Origin of the sequence: Streptomyces sp. NPDC093018, from assembly GCF_040684035.1 — a bacterium.
Lineage (GTDB): Bacteria > Actinomycetota > Actinomycetes > Streptomycetales > Streptomycetaceae > Streptomyces > Streptomyces murinus.
Map to the genome: position 1 here is coordinate 110,579 of NZ_JBFBFF010000013.1, position 17,302 is coordinate 127,880.

The following is a 17,302-nucleotide window of genomic DNA, read 5'->3' on the forward strand; positions in this document are numbered from 1 at the left end:
GGGCGTGAGCGGAGCCGTCGTACGGCCTCTCAGCCGCCCCCGGCCGCGGGCGCCGTCGGGATCTCCGCCATCGCCACCGCCCGCCGCTCCCGCCGCGAGACCTCGCACGCCTCGGCGATCCGCAGGGCCTCAAGGGCCTCCTGTCCGTCGCAGGGGTTGGCGCGGGTGCCGTGCAGCACCTCCACGAAGGCGCACAGCTCGGCCTCGTACGCGGGCGCGAAGCGTTCCGGGAAGCCGGTCCAGGGCTTGTCCGCGGGCGGTGGGCCGGTCGGTTCGGTGGAGGCGAGCGGGGTGCGGTCGTCCAGTCCGACCACCACCGTGTCGCGCTCCCCGGCCAGCTCCATGCGGACGTCGTAGCCCGCGCCGTTGGTGCGGGTCGCGGTCGTGGTGGCCAGGGTGCCGTCGTCCAGGGTGAGCAGCGCCGCGCCCGTGCAGACGTCACCGGCCTCGCGGAACATCGCGGGGCCCGCGTCCGAACCGGCCGCGTAGACATCGCTCACCTCCTGGCCCGTCACCCATCTCAGGATGTCGAAGTCATGGATCAGCGTGTCCCGGAACAGCCCACCGGACGGCCGCAGCCAGTCGGCAGGAGGAGGAGACTGGTCGCAGGTCAGGGCCCGTACGGTGTGCAGCCGGCCGAGCCGCCCGGCGCGCACCGCCGTGCGCGCCCCGGCGTACCCCGCGTCGAAGCGGCGCTGGAAGCCCATCTGGAGCACCGTGCCGGCCGCCGCCACCTCGGCGAGCGCCTGCAGGGTGCCCGGCAGGTCAAGGGCGACCGGCTTCTCGCAGAAGACCGGCAGGCCGGAGCGTGCCGCCCGGCCGATCAGTTCGGCGTGGGCCGCGGTCGCCGTGGTGATCACCACCGCGTCCACGCCCCAGCGGAAGATCTCGTCCACCCCCGGCGCCGCCGTCTCGCCCAGCCGGTGCGCGAGCCGCTGCGCCCGCGCCGGATCGGCGTCCGTCAGGATCAGCGAGCCGACCTCGCGATGACGGCTGAGCGTGTTCGCGTGAAGGGTGCCGATGCGGCCCGTACCGATGACCCCGATGCGCATGGAAACAAAGTGACGGCGTGCCCGGCCCCTGTCAATTCGTATGTCAGGACAACCGGACTTCACGACTTCCCGTCAACTGCGCACACGGCTACGCTCGGGCCCGTGCCGAAACCAGCTGTGGACCCGACCGTCGCGCTCGAACTCCGCGTGGACCGCGGTTCGCCGGTGCCGCTGTACTTCCAGCTGTCCCAGCAGCTGGAGGCCGCGATCGAGCACGGAAGCCTGACCCCCGGGAGCCTGCTGGGCAACGAGATCGAGCTGGCCGCGCGGCTCGGCCTGTCCCGCCCCACCGTCCGCCAGGCCATCCAGTCCCTGGTCGACAAGGGGCTGCTGGTGCGCCGCCGGGGCGTGGGCACCCAGGTCGTGCACAGCAGGGTCAAGCGCCCACTGGAGCTGAGCAGCCTCTACGACGACCTGGCGGCGGCGGGCCAGCGCCCCACGACGAAGGTCCTGGTCAACACGGTCGTCCCGGCCACCGCCGAGATCGCGGCCGCGCTCGGCGTCACCGAGGGCGGCGAGGTCCACCGCGTCGAACGGCTCCGGCTCGCGCACGGCGAGCCGATGGCGTACCTGATCAACCATCTGCCGCCCGGACTGCTCGACCTGGACACCGCCCAGCTGGAGGCGACCGGCCTGTACCGGCTGCTGCGCACCGCAGGGATCACCCTGCACAGCGCCCGCCAGTCGATCGGCGCCCGCGGCGCCACCGCCATGGAGGCCGAGCGGCTCGGCGAGGCCGACGGCGCCCCGCTGCTCACCATGTGCCGCACCACCTACGACGACACCGGGCGCGCGGTCGAGTACGGCGACCACATCTACCGCCCGAGCCGCTACGCCTTCGAGTTCCAGCTGCTCGTACGGCCCTGACCGCACCGGTCGTCCGTCGTGCCGTCCGGTCGGCGTTCGTCGCATTGTCCGGACAAGGTGACGGGAATCTCCTCCCCGGCCGTCCGCCCGCCCACCCCGGTGACCGATACTGAAGTGTTTGGGGCTGGTGAGGTCGCCGCCGGGACACACCGACGGTGAGGTCGCCCGCCCCATCCGCACGTCGGAGCAAGGACAGCTGAGAGTCAGCTGGAGACAGCGAGAAGGGCACGGCCTCGTGGCACGGTTTCGGACCTGGGCAGTCATGGCGCTCGCAGGGGCACTCTCGGTGTGCCTGGCGGGCTGCAGCAGCACCGGCGGGAAGCGGGCCGAGGACGCCCGCAAGGCCGCCGTCGCCCAGGGCAGGGCGGCGGTGAACACCCCCCGCTGGACCTTCGCGATGATCACGCACTCGGGAGACGGCGACACCTTCTGGGACATCGTGCAGAGCGGCGCCAAGCAGGCCGCCGTCAAGGACAACATCAACTTCCTGTACTCGCACGACGACGACGCCCAGCAGCAGGCCCAGCTGGTGGACGCGGCGGTCGACAAGAAGGTCGACGGCATCATCGTCACCCTGGCGAAGCCGGACGCCATGAAGGCCGCCGTCCAGCGCGCCGAGAAGGCCGGCATCCCGGTGATCACGGTCAACTCCGGCTCGGAGGAGTCCAAGGCGTTCGGCGCGCTCACCCACATCGGCCAGGACGAGACCATCGCCGGTGAGGCCGTCGGCGACGAGCTGAACAAGCGCGGCAAGAAGAAGGCCCTGTGCGTGCTGCACGAGCAGGGCAACGTGGGGCACGAGCAGCGCTGCGACGGCGTCGCCAAGACCTTCAAGGGCAAGCTCCAGAAGCTCTACGTCAACGGCACGAACATGCCCGACGTGCAGTCCGCCATCGAGGCCAAGCTCCAGGCCGACAAGTCCCTGGACAGCGTCGTCACCCTCGGCGCGCCCTACGCCGACACCGCCGTGAAGGCGAGGAACGACGCGGGCAGCAAGGCCGAGGTGGACACCTTCGACCTCAACGCGCAGGTCGCGGCCTCGCTCCAGAACGGCACCCTGGGCTTCGCGGTGGACCAGCAGCCGTACCTCCAGGGGTACGAGGCGGTCGACCTGCTGTGGGCCTACAAGTACAACGGCGACGTCCTCGGCGGCGGCAAGCCGGTGCTGACCGGCCCGCAGATCATCACCAAGGACCAGGCGGCCACGCTGGCCGCGTACACCGAGCGGGGCACCCGATGACCGCCGGACGGAGCGCCGGGCCGAACACGGTCGAACAGAAGGCCGAGGCGCCGGTGGCCGACGAGCGGATCCTGCGGACCTCCCCGCTGAAGAAGCTCCTCGCCCGCCCCGAGCTGGGCTCCGTCGTCGGCGCCCTCGCCGTCTTCGTCTTCTTCGCCCTGATCGCCGACGGCTTCCTGCGCGCCGCCAGCCTCAGCACCGTCCTGTACGCCTCCTCGACCATCGGGATCATGGCCGTACCGGTCGCGCTGCTGATGATCGGCGGCGAGTTCGATCTGTCGGCCGGTGTCCTCGTGACGTCCTCGGCGCTGATCTCCTCGATGTTCAGCTACCAGATGACGGCGAACACCTGGGTCGGCGTCGGCGTGTCCCTGCTGGTCAGCCTCGCCATCGGCGCCTTCAACGGCTTCATGCTCACCCGCACCAAGCTGCCCAGCTTCATCATCACGCTGGGCACCTTCCTGATGCTGTGCGGCATGAACCTCGGCTTCACCAAGCTGATCGACGGCACGGTCTCCACCAAGACCATCGCCGACATGCAGGGCTTCTCCAGCGCCCGCGCGGTCTTCGCCTCCACGGTCAGTGTCGGCGGCGTCGACTTCAAGGTCACCATCCTGTGGTGGCTCGCCCTGGTCGCCCTCGGCTCCTGGATCCTGCTGCGCACCCGCGTCGGCAACTGGATCTTCGCGGTCGGCGGCAACGAGGACGCGGCCCGCGCGGTCGGCGTGCCGGTGGCCAAGACGAAGATCGGTCTCTACATGGGCGTCGCGTTCGGCGCCTGGATCTCCGGCCAGCACCTGCTCTTCTCCTTCGACGCCGTCCAGTCCGGCGAGGGCGTCGGCAATGAGCTGATCTACATCATCGCGGCCGTCATCGGCGGCTGCCTGATCACCGGCGGCTACGGCAGCGCGATCGGCTCCGCGGTGGGCGCCCTGATCTTCGGCATGACCAGCAAGGGCATCGTCTTCGCCGAGTGGAACCCCGACTGGTTCAAGTTCTTCCTCGGAGCGATGCTGCTCCTCGCGACCCTGCTCAACGCCTGGGTCCGCAAGCGCGCGGAGGCGACGACATGACGGACGGCGTGACGGCCGGGACGACGGACGAGACCACCCCGACGGCGACGACGACGGCGGCCACGGCGGCTGCGACGACGGCCGCGCCCGCCCTGGTCGAGCTGTCCGGCGTCGGCAAGCACTACGGCAACGTACGCGCCCTGGACGGCGTGTCCCTCCAGGTGCACGCGGGCGAGATCACCTGCGTCCTCGGCGACAACGGCGCGGGCAAGTCCACCTTGATCAAGATGATCGCCGGACTGCACCAGCACGACGGCGGCACCCTGAGCATCGAGGGCGAGGAGACCCGCCTCGCCTCCCCGCGCGACGCCCTGGACCGGGGCATCGCCACGGTCTACCAGGACCTGGCCGTGGTGCCCCTGATGCCGGTCTGGCGCAACTTCTTCCTCGGCTCCGAGCCTCGCAAGGGCACCGGCCCCTTCAAGCGCCTCGACACCGCCCTCATGCGCCGCACCACCCGCGAGGCGCTGCTGCGCATGGGCATCGACCTGCGCGACGTCGACCAGCCCATCGGCACCCTGTCCGGCGGCGAACGCCAGTGCGTGGCCATCGCCCGCGCCGTCCACTTCGGCGCCAAGGTCCTCGTCCTGGACGAGCCGACCGCGGCCCTCGGCGTCAAGCAGTCCGGTGTGGTCCTCAAGTACGTCGCCGCCGCCCGCGACGAGGGCCTGGGCGTCGTCCTGATCACCCACAACCCGCACCACGCGTACCTGGTGGGGGACCGGTTCGTGCTGCTGCGCCGCGGCACGATGGTGGGCAATCACACACGGGACGAGATCACCCTGGACGAGCTGACAGCGCAGATGGCCGGCGGCTCCGACCTGGACGTCCTGCGCCACGAACTCCAGCGCGACTGAGGGCCCCGAGGGGCGCCGCGGTCAACCGGGACACCACCGGGATCGCCCGCCCCTCGCCCTCGCCCTGTACGGCACGCTTACCGTCGTTGAGGCACAATCGACCAACGATGAGCACCTATCGCGACCTCACGGCCCCCATCGGCTCCCGCCGCGCCCCCGTCCTGCGGACGGTCGGCACCCGGGAGCGCCGGTCCCACCTGACGGCCCCCCGTGTCCCCACCGTCGGCATCGACATCGGTGGCACCAAGGTGATGGCGGGCGTCGTGGACGCCGACGGCAACATCCTGGAGAAGCTCCGCACGGAGACCCCGGACAAGTCGAAGAGCCCCAAGGTCGTCGAGGACACCATCGTCGAGCTGGTCCTGGACCTCTCCGACCGGCATGACGTGCACGCGGTCGGCATCGGCGCCGCCGGCTGGGTCGACGCGGACCGCAACCGCGTCCTGTTCGCCCCCCACCTGTCCTGGCGCAACGAACCGCTGCGCGACCGGCTCAGCGGCCGCCTCTCCGTGCCGGTGCTGGTGGACAACGACGCCAACACCGCCGCCTGGGCCGAGTGGCGCTTCGGCGCCGGACGCGGCGAGGACCACCTGGTGATGATCACACTGGGTACCGGTATCGGCGGCGCGATCCTGGAGGACGGCCAGGTCAAGCGGGGCAAGTTCGGTGTCGCGGGCGAGTTCGGCCATATGCAGGTCGTGCCCGGCGGCCACCGCTGCCCGTGCGGCAACCGCGGCTGCTGGGAGCAGTACAGCTCCGGGAACGCCCTGGTCCGCGAGGCGCGCGAGCTGGCCCAGGCCGACTCGCCGGTCGCCTACGGCATCATCGAGCACGTGAAGGGCAACATCGCCGACATCACCGGGCCGATGATCACCGAGCTGGCCCGCGAGGGCGACGCGATGTGCGTGGAGCTGCTCCAGGACATCGGCCAGTGGCTCGGCGTCGGCATCGCCAACCTGGCCGCCGCCCTCGACCCCTCCTGCTTCGTCATCGGCGGCGGCGTCTCGGCCGCCGACGATCTGCTCATCGGCCCCGCCAGGGACGCCTTCAAGCGCCATCTCACCGGCCGCGGCTACCGCCCCGAGGCCCGTATCACCCGCGCCCAGCTCGGCCCCGAGGCCGGCATGGTGGGCGCGGCCGACCTGGCCCGCCTGGTCGCCCGCCGGTTCCGGCGCGCCAAGCGCCGCCGGGTCGAGCGGTACGAGCGCTACGAGCGATACGCCCAGGCCCGCCGCGAACGGGACACCGCATGACCGCCTCCACCTCCCTGCCCCGCCAGGCCGCCCCGCCGAGGCCGGCGCGGCGGCCTCCCGAGGACCCCCGCCACAAGGCCAGGCGCCGGGCGCTCACCCTGCTGATCATCGTGCTGCTCATCGGTGTACCGGCCGGTTATCTGGTGATCTCGGCGAACCAGAGCCGCAACAGCGGCAAGGACAAGGAGGACAAGTACTCCGCGACCGGCCTCACCGCGGGCTGGCCGTCGAAGGTGCAGCGCCGCCTCTACCAGGTGAACGTCCCGCGCCCCGCCGACCGCATCGCGTCGTACGAGACCAACAACTGGAAGACCAGCCGCCTGTACGTGCAGTTCCGCACCAACCCGGCCGGCCTGGACACCTTCCTGCAGTCCATGGGCGAGCGCCGCGACGAGCTGAAGAAGGGCGACATCGCCGTCAGCGCCCGCGACCGCAAGGTCAGCGGCTGGACCTTCGGCGGCTCCGGCTCCTGGTACGGCCTCACCCACACCCAGAAGAACCCGGCACCCACCCAGGACGTGGTCGTGAACATGGCCGACCCGGACTTCCCGACGGTGTACGTGGTGTCGCGGACGGTGCCGTAGCGCGTCGTACGGCATGGTCCACAGGCGCGGAGCCCGAAGGATCGTGGGGTGTCCCCGGGAGGTGTCCGGCTAGTCTGCGGGCATGTCGGTGTCGGGGGGCGGGCGCCCGGTGGGCCTGGTCGGTCGCGGATCGGAGCGTGCGGCGCTCGCACGGCTGGCCGACGGTCTGCGTGGTGGTGAGAGCAGGGCGTTGGTGCTGGCCGGTGAGCCGGGCACCGGCAAGACGGCGCTGCTGGAGGATCTGGCCGACCGGGTGCCGGACTGCCGTGTGCTGCGGGCGTCGGGTGTCCAGTCGGAGATGGAGCTGGCGTTCGCCGGGCTGCACCAGCTGTGCGCGCCGCTGCTGGATCTGCTGCCGGCGGTCCCTGCGCCGCAGGCGGCCGCGCTGCGGACGACGTTCGGGCTGAGCGCCGGGCCGGTTCCGGACAAGCTGCTGGTCGGCCTCGGAGTGTTGAGTCTGCTGGCGGAGGCGGCGGCCGACAGACCGCTGCTGTGCCTGGTCGACGACGAGCAGTGGCTCGACCGCGCCTCCGCCCAGGCCCTGGGGTTCGTGGCCCGCAGGCTGGGCGCGGAGTCGGTGGGCCTGGTGTTCGGCGCCAGGACCGTGAGCGACGAGCTCCAGAGGCTGCCACGACTGACCGTCGAAGGCCTGGGCACCGAGGAAGCGCGCGCACTGCTGGACTCGGCACTGACCGTCACGGTGGATCAGCGGGTACGGGACCAGATCGTCGCCGAGACCCACGGCAACCCGCTGGCACTGGTGGAGATTCCCCGCGATCTGGCGGCCGCGCACCTCGCGGGGGGATTCGGGCTCGCGGATGCCGTGACCGTCCCGAAGAGCGCGGAAGACATGTTCCGGCGCAGGATCGAGGCTCTGCCGGTGGACAGCCGGCTCCTGCTGCTGGTGGCCGCGGCCGAGCCGACCGGTGATCCGGTACTGCTGTGGCGTGGTGCGCAACGGCTCGGTCTCTCCGTCCTGGACGCCGGTCCGGCGGTCAGGGCGGGACTGATGGAGCCGCGGGCCCGGGTGCGGTTCCGGCACCCGCTGGTGCGTTCGGCCGTCTACCGGACGGCGACAGCCGCGCAGCGGCGGCTGGCACACGGTGCTCTGGCGGCGGTGACGGACCCGGCCGCGGACCCCGACCGGCGAGCCTGGCACCGGGCCCAGGCGGCAGCACACGCCGACGAGGCCGTCGCCGAGGACCTGGAGCGATCGGCGGGCCGCGCGCAGGCCCGGGGCGGTCTGGCGGCCGCGGCCGCGTTCCTCCAGCGGGCGGCGTTGCTGACACCCGACCCCGCGCGACGGACCCGGCGGGCGCTGGCCGCGGCCCGGGCCAAGCTCTCGGCCGGTGAGTTCGACACGGCGCAGGAGGTGCTGGCCCTCGCCGAGGCCGGTCCCCTCGGGGAGGGCGAGCGGGCGCGGATCGCCCTCGTGCGGGCCCAGCTCGCGTTCGCCGCCAGCAGGGGCTCCGAGGTACCGCCCCTGCTCCTGCGGGCCGCCGGACGACTCGAACCGGTCGACGCCGCGCTGGCCCGCCTGACGTACCTGGATGCGATACGCGCGGCGGTGTACGTGGGGCGTTTCGCCGGTCCCGGCGCCGATCTCCCATCGGTGGCCGACGCCGTGGAATCGGCCGCTCTCGCGCCGGATGCCTCCGGCGAAGCCGATCGCCTGCTGGACGGTCTCGCCGCCGGCTTTCCCCGCGCGGGCCTGCCGGTGCCACGGTTCATCACCGCGCTGCGCGGCCTCGGAAACCCGGGAGAGACTCTTGAGGGCGAGATGCGCTGGCTGTCGATGACCGGGTTCGCCGCCTCCGGCGTGTGGGACTACGACCGCTGGGAGACGCTGATCGGTCGTTACGTCCGCCTGTGCCGACAACACGGTGCTCTCACCGAACTCCGCCTCGCCCTGACCGCCCGTTCGATCCAGCTCCTGGTCGCCGGGGAACTGGCCGCCGCGGGCTCGGCGGTGGCGGAGCTGCAGGCGGCCGTCGGTGCCACGGGCGGCACCCTGGCACCCTACGGCGCGGTGGGGTTGGCCGCGTTCCGCGGGAATGAGACGGCGGCGTCCGCTCTGATCGACACCGCGGTCAAGGACGCCGAGCGGCGCGGCGAAGGGCTGGCCGTCACCGCCGCGGAATGGGCCGGGGCGGTGCTCGGCAACGGACTGGGCCACTACCGCGGTGCCCTGGCAGCGGCACAGCGGGCCGGCGCGTATCCGCACGAGGATCTCGGGCTGCGGAACTGGGCACTGGCGGAGATGGTCGAGGCCGCGGTACGCAGCGGCGACCGCGGGGCCGCGACGATCGCCTGCCGGCTGTTGGCCGAGACGACCCGGGGAAGCGGTACCGAGTGGGCGTCGGGCGTCCAGGCGCGTTGCGGCGCCCTGCTCGCTTCGGGTGGCCGGGCCGATGACCTGTACCGGGAGTCGATCGCCCGGCTGGGCCGGACCCGCGTGCGCACGGAACTCGCTCGCGCGCATCTGCTCTACGGGGAGTGGCTGCGCCGTGAACGACGGCGCGCCGATGCCCGCACCCAACTGCGGGCCGCCCACGATCTGTTCGACGCGATGGGCATGGCGGCGTTCGCCGAGCGCGCCGGCCGTGAGCTGTGGGCCACCGGCCAGACACCGCGGCGGCACGGCGGCGACAGCACGGGCGGGCTGACAGCCCAGGAGACCCAGATCGCGAAGCTGGCGCGGGAGGGACTGACCAATCCCGAGATCGGCACCCGGCTGTACATCAGCGCACGGACGGTCGAGTACCACCTGAGCAAGGTCTTCACCAAGCTGGGCATCACCTCCCGTACCCAGCTCGACCGTGTCCTGCCCCGGCCGGCCACGGGTCCGCAGTCCGATCCTCCGCGGTGCCCAGTCGTTCCCGTCGTCGCCCGGGGAACTGGACCAGGGACTCCCTGATGCGCGCCGTTCCCGCGATTTCCGATCATGAAAGGGCCGAGCAGGCGCAATGTCCGCGCCGCCGCCCTCTTGACCGGGAGATGCTTCATGACGGGAACCGACTCGCCCACGATCGTCTTGGTCCACGGCGCTTTCGCCGACGCCTCCGGCTTCGCCGGGCTGACCGCGGAGCTGACCGCCTGCGGGCACCAGGTGGTCGCGCCCGCCAACCCGCTGCGGGGCCTCGCGGGCGACGCCGCCGCGGTGCGGGCCGTGGTCTCGGCCATCGAAGGACCGGTCCTGCTGGTCGGCCATTCCTACGGCGGTGCGGTGATCACACAGGCCTCGGCCGGCCTCGACCACGTCCTCGGGCTGGTCTACCTGGCCGCGTTCGGTCTGGAGGTGGGGGAGAGCTGCGCCGGCGTCCAGGCGCCGTTCCCGCCGTCGTTGCTGGCCGCCACCGTCGAGCCCACCCCCTACGACGCCCCGGGCGCCGCCGGGGGACCCGATCTGTACATCCGGCGTGACCGCTTCCGCGAGACGTTCTGCGCCGACGTCCCCATCGACACGGCCCAGGCCATGTGCGGCGCCCAACGCCCCCTCGCGGCGGCCGCCTTCAGCGAGAACGCCACCGCGGCGGGCTGGAAGGACCTGCCCACCTGGTACCAGCTCGCCCGCCAGGACCACGCCATCCCGCCGCAGGCGCAGGAGTTCATGGCCCGGCGGATGAACGCGACCGTCCAGGAGATCGACGGCTCCCACGCCGCGTTCATCGCCCGGCCGGTACGCGCCGCGGCGCTCATCACCACGGCGCTCTCCCAGTTCTGAGCATTTTCTGGACTTGAAAGTCCAAAAAATCGGGAGCACAGTTCTGGGTGTGAGAGTCCAAAAGCTTCTTTCGCGGCCTCACGACGGCTGCCACCCGAGTCCGCTCGGTCGCAGCACCACGCCCCTCTCCTCCGTCGAAGAAGGCTCATGACCCAGAACATCCACACCCCCAAGCGGCTGGCCGGGCGCCGTGCCCTGGTCACCGGATCCACCTCCGGGATCGGTCGCGCCGTCGCGGAAGCGCTCGCCCGCGAAGGCGCCACCGTCGTCGTCTCCGGCCGCAACGGCGTCGAGGGCGAGGCCGTCGTCGCCGGCATCACCGCGGAAGGCGGAGCCGCGCACTTCGTCGCGGCCGACCTCGCCGAGGGCGCGACCGCCGTCGAGAGCCTCGTGGCGCGTGCGACCGACACCGCGGGCGGAACGATCGACCTGCTCGTCAACAACGCGGCCCAGCTGATCCCCGCGCAGTCGCTCCTCGACGTCGACGAGTCCCTCGCCGACCGGGCGCTGGCCGTGAACGTCAAGGCGCCGGCCCTGCTCACCAAGGCTGTCGTTCCCGGCATGCTCGCTGCCGGTGGCGGCGCCATCGTCAACATGGGCTCGGTCAACGGCGTGATCGGCATGTCGGCGGCCGCCCTCTACGGCGCGACGAAGGCGGCTCTGCACTCCCTCACCGCCTCCTGGGCCGCCGAACTCGCCGCGCAGGGCATCCGGGTCAACGCGGTCGCCCCCGGACCGACGATGACGCCCGCCAACGCGCCCTACCACGAGACCCTGCGCCAGTTGACGGCAGACGTCCCGGACCGGCGCCCGGGCACCGGCGAGGAAGTCGCCGCAGCCGTGGTCTTCCTGCTCGGCGATCAGGCCGCCCACATCCACGGCGCCGTCCTGCCGGTCGACGGCGGCCTGCTCTCGGCCTGCTGAGCCGTCGCTTCCGCATACGGCACGCACCTTGTTCTTCCGCCCCGCCGCTCGAAGGCTCCCGCGGCCCGCGAGCGGCCCGGCGGAGTCCCCGCATGATCACCCATGAGATCGGAGCACGACCATGAAGCGCACCATCCGGTTCGTCGGCTTTCTCGGTGCGGCGGCCGCCGTGGCGGGGGCGGCCCTGGCCGCCGGACCCAGCGCGAGCGCCGACCCCGCGGCTCATCCGCATCCGGTGGCCCACACGAGCGCCGCGGTCTCCGTGAAGCCCACCGTCGTCCTGGTGCACGGCGCCTGGGCCGACGCCTCCGGCTGGACCCCGGTCGCCGAGGAACTGGAGAAGCGCGGCTACACCGTCAAGGCGCCCCCGAACCCGCTGCGGGGCCTCGCTTCGGACGCGCGGTACATCGCCGGCTACCTCAAGCAGATCCAGGGCCCGATCATCCTGGTCGGCCACTCCTACGGCGGCGCCGTCATCACCGATGCCGCCGTCGGCAACCCGAACGTCAAGGCACTCGTCTACATCGCCGCGTTCGCGCCCGACAAGGGCGACTCCCTGGCCGGCCTGAACAGCAGGCCGGTGGCTCATCCCATCCCCCCGGTCCCGGCCCAGCCCTCGAACTACCCGAAGCCGGACGGCACCACGGGCACGGAACTGACCATCGACACCGCCAAGTACAGCAACGTGTTCCTCGACGACGAACTGCCGACGTACGAGGCGCGGGCGCTCGCGGCGGAGCAGCGGCCCCTCAGCCTCGACTCCGTCACCGAGCAGAGCGGAACGCCGGCATGGTCGTCCGTCCCGTCCTGGTACCTGGTGGCCAAGCAGGACCACGCCATCGCACCGGACCTCGAACGTTTCATGGCCGCCCGGGCCCACGCGCACACCGTCGAGGCGAACGGCCCCCACCTGATCATGCTCACCAACCCCAGGCCCGTGACCGCCCTCATCGAGCAGGCGGCGACCGCGACCGTGCGCTGATCCATCAGCCGGTCACCCTCGGAAGGTCACCTTCCGGAAGCCGGGCCGCCGCGCACGCGGCGGCCTCGCCCACGGGGCGCGCGGGCCGGGGGCCGGTGGGCTACGCGGCGTATGTCCGCAGCAGGACAAGCGTCTGGCTCAGGGCGGAACCGAGGTGCCGGTGGGATCCGGTCGCCTTGTCGATGACCGCGCCGCCCTGAAGCGCGGCGAGCATGGTGGAGGCGAGCGCGGCGACCGGGGCGTCCGGTCGCAGCCGGCCGGCGTCCTGCATGGCCCGCAGCTGATCGCAGAGCGTCCCGGCCCACAACTCGTACGTGCGGCCGACGAGGTCGCGGGTGAACTTGTCGGTGTCCAGGGCGCGGCCCGCCAGGGCGGCCACCTCGCAGGCGTCGTCCTGGGACTGCTGCTCGTGCAGCCGCAGGATCTGCGCGATCCAGTCCTCCCAGTCCTGCCAGGTCGCCAGTGCCGCCGGCGCCTCGGCCGCCGCGAGCCGGGCGAGGTGGCGCCCGGCGGCCGCCCGGCGCAGCTCGTCCCGGCCGCCCGGGAAGTAGTGGAAGAGCTGCCCCTTGCTGGTGCGGGTCGCGCGCAGGACGTCGTCGAGGTTGATGCCGTTCCCGGTGACCAGCAGATCGGCGGCAGCCTCCAGAATCCGCGCCTTGGTCGCTTCTCCTTTGGGTGTGGGCATGAAGTGATCCTAACAATTTGGACTTGGAAGTCCACAATCAGAGGGGATGATCATGGACAGAGGAGTCCGGAAGATCTCCGTGCGCTCCCGCTGGGCGGGCGCCCTGCTGATCCTGGCGGGCCTGCAGTACGTCGCGCTGGAGTACATCACCGCGTCGGCGTGGCACCGGCCGTCGTACGACTACGCCGTCAACTTCATCAGCGACCTCGGCAACCCCGTCGCCGGGGACGTCTTCGACGGTCGACGTATCGACTCGCCGCTGCACCTGGTCATGGACGCGGCGTTCATCACCCAGGGAACGCTCTTCATCACCGCCGCCGCGCTCCTCCTCGGCACCGTGACCGCTCGGCGGGGACGGTGGCTGTTCGCCCTGGCGATCGCGCACGGCGTCGGGGTGATCCTCGTAGGCCTCTTCCCCGAGTCCGCCGCCGCGCTGCACAACGGCGTGATCGTGGGACACGGCATCGGGGCGGCCGTCACGATCGTCGCGGGGAACGCGATCGCGATCATGGTGGGCGCCGGCGGAGCCCGCGTGGGTGTGCCGCGCGGGCTCCGGAGAGCCGCGGTGGCCCTCGGGATCCTCGGCCTGGCCGCGTTCGTGCTGCTCCAGGCCGACAGGCCCCTTTACGACACGGCCGGCGGTGTTCCCGAGCGGATCGCGGTCTACACGATCCTGGCATTCGAGGCGCTGGCGGGCCGCTGGCTGCTCGCTCGTGGCCCGCTTCCGTCGCTCGTCCCCCCGATCCGCGATGCCTCCGAAGAATGCGCATCATGACCTTCGCTCCGGGCCCTTTCGCTTCCTTTTCGGCGGTTCCGCCCACGTCGCTTCCCGCCGCCTTTTCCTGCCGCCATTTCCCGTCGTCATCGGTGCGTCGGTGACGCGCGGAGTCGAGGCGACATCGTCCGCTGGTATCCCGGGCGCATGTGGGCTGCTCGCTCGGGTGAACGCAAGCGCCGGGGCGGCGGTCGCCCGGGGGCCGGGGCGGTGGTGGTCCGGGACCGGGTGGGCGGGCCGTCGTGACGTGCTCGGACCGGCCGTCGGGGCCGGTTGTCAGACCCCGCCCGTAGAGTCGGAGACGTCTGATCCGATGTGCGGGCGGGAGGTGGCAGAACGTATGAGCGGTGTGGCGATGACGGCCGAGCGGACGGCGGGTTCCCGGACGGCGTCCGGGGAGGCCCCGGTGCCGGTGCGGCTGGCCGCGGTCTATCTGCCCGCGCCGCTGCCGCGCGAGGGCCGTATCGCCTTCTGGGACCCCACGGGCGAGCCCCTGCCCGCCACGGCCCGCGACCCCGAGGAACTCACCGTCGTACGACGGCACGGCGCCGGAGTGCGCCGCCGCCAGGTGCCCGCGCTGGGCCTGCCGCTCGCCGAGGCCCTGCCCCTGCTGGTCCGCGCCCGCCGGGACCCCGCCGCGCACCCGGCCACCGCCTGCTGGGGCGCCGCCGCGCTGCACGCGCTGCGGCTCGTCGCCCGGGGGCGGCTGCTGCCCGGCCTCACCCCGGGCGGCCAGGACGCCTGGCGGGCCGGTCCGCTGGAGCCCGACGACATCGCCCAGCTGCGCGCTATCGCCGCCGCCCTGCCCCCGGAGGGACATGCCGTGCCGCTGCCGGACCCAGGGCCGCTGCGGCTGCCCGAACCGGAGGCACTGGTCCGCTCCTTCCTGGACGCGATCGCCGACACCCTGCCCCGCACCCCCGCCGCCGCCCACGCCTGCGGCCGCCCCTTCGCCGCGCGCGAGCCCCAGTCCCTGCCGGGGGCACACGCGTGGGCGGCCGAGGTCGCCGCGGGCATGGACGCGGGCGTCCGCGTCTCGCTGCGCCTGGACCTGTCCGCGTACGACGCCTTCGACGCCGGCGCGAGCGCCGGCGCCCGTGCCGCCGGGGCCGCGATCGTGCAGGTCCACAGCCTCGCCGACCCCACCCTCGTGGCCGACGCGGCCGCCCTGTGGGCGGGCGAGGCCGACACCGCCTTCGGCCCCCGCGCCCGGGTGGACGCGGCCCTCGCCGTGCGCCGCGCCGGGCGGGTGTGGCCACCCCTCGACCGGCTGGCCGAACAGGACGTACCCGATGTGCTCGCCCTCTCCGAGGAGGAAGTGGGCGACCTGCTCGGCGTCGCGGCGAGCCGGCTGGCCGCCGCCGGGGTCGCCGTGCACTGGCCCCGGGACCTCGCCCGCGACCTCACCGCCACCGCCGAGGTACGGCCCGCGCCCGGCTCCGCGACCGACGGCACCGGCTTCTTCGAGAGCGAGGACCTGCTGCGCTTCCGCTGGCAGCTCGCGCTCGGCGGGGACCCGCTGGACGAGGCCGAGATGGACGCCCTGGCCGAGGCCCACCGTCCCGTCGTACGACTGCGGGACCGCTGGGTGCTCGTCGACCCCGCCCTCGTCCGCAAGGCCCGCAAACGGGAACTGGGCCTGCTCGACCCCCTGGACGCGCTGTCGGTGGCGCTCACCGGCACCGCCGAGGTCGACGGCGAGACCGTGCGGGCCGTGCCCGTGGGCGCCCTCGCCACCCTCCGCGACCGCCTCACCGCCGGCCTGCGCCCCGCCGAGCCGCCCCCGGGACTCGCCGCCACCCTGCGCGACTACCAGCTGCGCGGCCTCGCCTGGCTCGACCTGATGACCTCCCTCGGCCTCGGCGGCTGCCTGGCCGACGACATGGGTCTGGGCAAGACCGTCACCCTGATCGCCCTGCATCTGAAGCGGGCGCGCGACGAACCCACCCTCGTCGTCTGCCCCGCCTCCCTGCTGGGCAACTGGCAGCGGGAGATCACCCGGTTCGCCCCCGGCGTCCCCGTCCGCCGCTTCCACGGCACGGAACGCACCCTGGCCGGACTCGACGGCGGCTTCGTCCTCACCACGTACGGCACGATGCGCTCCGCCGCGGCCCAACTCGCCGAGCACCCCTGGGGGATGGTCGTCGCGGACGAGGCCCAGCATGTGAAGAACCCCTACTCGGCCACCGCCAAGGCGCTGCGCACCATCGAGGCCCCCGCGCGGGTGGCGCTCACCGGTACCCCGGTGGAGAACAACCTCTCCGAGCTGTGGGCCCTGCTCGACTGGACCACCCCGGGGCTCCTCGGCCCGCTGAAGGCCTTCCGCGCCCGGCACGCCCGCGCGGTGGAGAACGGCGAGGACCAGGAGGCCGTGGACCGGCTCGGCCGTCTCGTCCGGCCCTTCCTGCTGCGCCGCAAGAAGTCCGACCCCGGCATCGTCCCGGAGCTCCCGCCGAAGACCGAGACCGACCACCCGGTGCCGCTCACCCGCGAACAGGCCGCGCTGTACGAGGCGGTGGTGCGCGAGTCGATGCTGGCCATCGAGACCGCCGAGGGCATCGCCCGCAGGGGCCTCGTGCTGAAGCTGCTCGGCGCGCTGAAGCAGATCTGCGACCACCCCGCGCTCTATCTCAAGGAGGCTGGGGCCACCGACCGGCTGGTCAACCGCTCGGGCAAACTCGCCCTGCTGGACGAGCTGTTGGACACGGTCCTCGCGGAGGACGGCTCGGTGCTCGTCTTCACCCAGTACGTCGGCATGGCACGCCTCATCACCGCCCATCTGTCCGCCCGCGCGGTCCCCGTGGAGCTGCTGCACGGCGGCACCCCGGTGCCGGAGCGCGAGCGCATGGTCGACCGGTTCCAGGACGGCGGCACACCGGTGCTCGTCCTCTCCCTGAAGGCCGCGGGCACCGGCCTGAACCTCACCCGCGCCGGGCATGTGGTGCACTTCGACCGCTGGTGGAACCCGGCCGTCGAGGAACAGGCCACCGACCGCGCCTACCGCATCGGCCAGACCCAGCCCGTGCAGGTCCACCGCCTGGTCACCGAGGGCACCATCGAGGACCGGATCGCCGAGATGCTCGCCGCGAAGCGGGCTCTGGCCGACGCCATCCTCGGCTCCGGCGAGGCCGCCCTCACCGAACTGACCGACCGTGAACTCTCCGACCTCGTCTCCCTGCGGAGCACCCCATGACCCCCGCCGACCCCGCCCGCCCGGCCGACCTGGCCCGCGAGGCCCTGCGGGCGGCCCGCCGCCGGTCCCAGGCCCTGCCGGGGACGGAGCGGA

At 72.8% G+C, this 17,302-nt stretch carries 14 protein-coding genes; 12 read left to right on the forward strand and 2 right to left on the reverse strand.

Features of this window, described 5'->3' with window-relative positions:
• Nucleotides 1-29: 29 nt before the first annotated feature.
• The gene (locus AB0N90_RS26340) at nt 30-1,052 is read right to left on the reverse strand and encodes a Gfo/Idh/MocA family oxidoreductase (protein WP_365200657.1); all 1,023 of its coding nucleotides are present in this window, start codon (nt 1,050-1,052) and stop codon (nt 30-32) included.
• A 117-nt stretch (nt 1,053-1,169) separates the two neighbouring features.
• Between AB0N90_RS26340 and AB0N90_RS26345 the strand changes: the two genes are divergently transcribed.
• From AB0N90_RS26345 to AB0N90_RS26390, 10 genes are all read left to right on the forward strand, one after another.
• Nucleotides 1,170-1,919, forward strand: coding sequence for a GntR family transcriptional regulator (locus AB0N90_RS26345; protein WP_365200865.1), 750 nt, complete (start codon nt 1,170-1,172; stop codon nt 1,917-1,919).
• Between the two features lie 235 nt (nt 1,920-2,154).
• On the forward strand, nt 2,155-3,159 hold the full coding sequence (locus tag AB0N90_RS26350; RefSeq protein ID WP_232986892.1) for a sugar ABC transporter substrate-binding protein: 1,005 nt from the start codon (nt 2,155-2,157) through the stop codon (nt 3,157-3,159).
• Complete coding sequence (locus AB0N90_RS26355; protein ID WP_365200660.1) at nt 3,156-4,232, forward strand: ABC transporter permease; 1,077 nt, start codon at nt 3,156-3,158, stop codon at nt 4,230-4,232. The genes AB0N90_RS26350 and AB0N90_RS26355 overlap by 4 nt, the downstream gene beginning before the upstream one ends.
• The gene (locus tag AB0N90_RS26360; protein ID WP_365200663.1) at nt 4,229-5,089 is read left to right on the forward strand and encodes an ATP-binding cassette domain-containing protein; all 861 of its coding nucleotides are present in this window, start codon (nt 4,229-4,231) and stop codon (nt 5,087-5,089) included. The genes AB0N90_RS26355 and AB0N90_RS26360 overlap by 4 nt, the downstream gene beginning before the upstream one ends.
• Before the next feature lie 107 nt (nt 5,090-5,196).
• Nucleotides 5,197-6,342: an ROK family glucokinase gene (locus AB0N90_RS26365; RefSeq protein WP_111581189.1), complete on the forward strand. Its 1,146-nt coding sequence runs from the start codon at nt 5,197-5,199 to the stop codon at nt 6,340-6,342.
• Nucleotides 6,339-6,926 (forward strand): sugar kinase, encoded by a 588-nt coding sequence (locus AB0N90_RS26370; RefSeq protein WP_361680834.1) that lies wholly within the window; start codon nt 6,339-6,341, stop codon nt 6,924-6,926. Before AB0N90_RS26365 ends, AB0N90_RS26370 begins: the two co-directional genes overlap by 4 nt.
• Nucleotides 6,927-7,008: 82 nt before the next feature.
• Nucleotides 7,009-9,843, forward strand: coding sequence for an AAA family ATPase (locus tag AB0N90_RS26375; RefSeq protein ID WP_365200666.1), 2,835 nt, complete (start codon nt 7,009-7,011; stop codon nt 9,841-9,843).
• 87 nt (nt 9,844-9,930) lie between these two features.
• Entirely contained in the window at nt 9,931-10,650 is a 720-nt protein-coding gene (locus tag AB0N90_RS26380; RefSeq protein ID WP_365200667.1) for an alpha/beta hydrolase, read from the forward strand.
• 147 nt (nt 10,651-10,797) lie between these two features.
• Nucleotides 10,798-11,574, forward strand: coding sequence for an SDR family oxidoreductase (locus AB0N90_RS26385; protein WP_365200670.1), 777 nt, complete (start codon nt 10,798-10,800; stop codon nt 11,572-11,574).
• A gap of 121 nt (nt 11,575-11,695) precedes the next feature.
• Nucleotides 11,696-12,556: an alpha/beta hydrolase gene (locus tag AB0N90_RS26390; protein WP_365200672.1), complete on the forward strand. Its 861-nt coding sequence runs from the start codon at nt 11,696-11,698 to the stop codon at nt 12,554-12,556.
• A gap of 100 nt (nt 12,557-12,656) precedes the next feature.
• Here the strand turns inward: AB0N90_RS26390 and AB0N90_RS26395 are convergent, their stop codons facing one another.
• Nucleotides 12,657-13,241 carry a TetR/AcrR family transcriptional regulator gene (locus AB0N90_RS26395; protein ID WP_365200675.1) on the reverse strand — a complete coding sequence of 195 codons (585 nt, stop codon included), beginning with the start codon at nt 13,239-13,241 and terminating at the stop codon, nt 12,657-12,659.
• Nucleotides 13,242-13,293: 52 nt separating this feature from the next.
• Between AB0N90_RS26395 and AB0N90_RS26400 the strand changes: the two genes are divergently transcribed.
• Together AB0N90_RS26400 and AB0N90_RS26405 are read left to right on the forward strand one after the other, a co-directional pair.
• On the forward strand, nt 13,294-14,016 hold the full coding sequence (locus AB0N90_RS26400) for a DUF998 domain-containing protein (RefSeq protein WP_365200678.1): 723 nt from the start codon (nt 13,294-13,296) through the stop codon (nt 14,014-14,016).
• A gap of 355 nt (nt 14,017-14,371) precedes the next feature.
• Nucleotides 14,372-17,209, forward strand: coding sequence for a DEAD/DEAH box helicase (locus tag AB0N90_RS26405; protein ID WP_365200868.1), 2,838 nt, complete (start codon nt 14,372-14,374; stop codon nt 17,207-17,209).
• Nucleotides 17,210-17,302 lie beyond the last annotated feature (93 nt).

Bases quoted from the DNA above. Each gene is read 5' to 3' on its own strand.
- AB0N90_RS26390 (WP_365200672.1), top strand. From the start codon at position 11,696: ATGAAGCGCACCATCCGGTTCGTCGGCTTTCTCGGTGCGGCGGCCGCC.
- AB0N90_RS26370 (WP_361680834.1), top strand. From the start codon at position 6,339: ATGACCGCCTCCACCTCCCTGCCCCGCCAGGCCGCCCCGCCGAGGCCG.
- AB0N90_RS26385 (WP_365200670.1), top strand. From the start codon at position 10,798: ATGACCCAGAACATCCACACCCCCAAGCGGCTGGCCGGGCGCCGTGCC.
- AB0N90_RS26375 (WP_365200666.1), top strand. From the start codon at position 7,009: ATGTCGGTGTCGGGGGGCGGGCGCCCGGTGGGCCTGGTCGGTCGCGGA.
- AB0N90_RS26380 (WP_365200667.1), top strand. From the start codon at position 9,931: ATGACGGGAACCGACTCGCCCACGATCGTCTTGGTCCACGGCGCTTTC.
- AB0N90_RS26365 (WP_111581189.1), top strand. From the start codon at position 5,197: ATGAGCACCTATCGCGACCTCACGGCCCCCATCGGCTCCCGCCGCGCC.
- AB0N90_RS26340 (WP_365200657.1), bottom strand. From the start codon at position 1,052: ATGCGCATCGGGGTCATCGGTACGGGCCGCATCGGCACCCTTCACGCG.
- AB0N90_RS26405 (WP_365200868.1), top strand. From the start codon at position 14,372: ATGACGGCCGAGCGGACGGCGGGTTCCCGGACGGCGTCCGGGGAGGCC.
- AB0N90_RS26355 (WP_365200660.1), top strand. From the start codon at position 3,156: ATGACCGCCGGACGGAGCGCCGGGCCGAACACGGTCGAACAGAAGGCC.
- AB0N90_RS26400 (WP_365200678.1), top strand. From the start codon at position 13,294: ATGGACAGAGGAGTCCGGAAGATCTCCGTGCGCTCCCGCTGGGCGGGC.
- AB0N90_RS26360 (WP_365200663.1), top strand. From the start codon at position 4,229: ATGACGGACGGCGTGACGGCCGGGACGACGGACGAGACCACCCCGACG.
- AB0N90_RS26395 (WP_365200675.1), bottom strand. From the start codon at position 13,241: ATGCCCACACCCAAAGGAGAAGCGACCAAGGCGCGGATTCTGGAGGCT.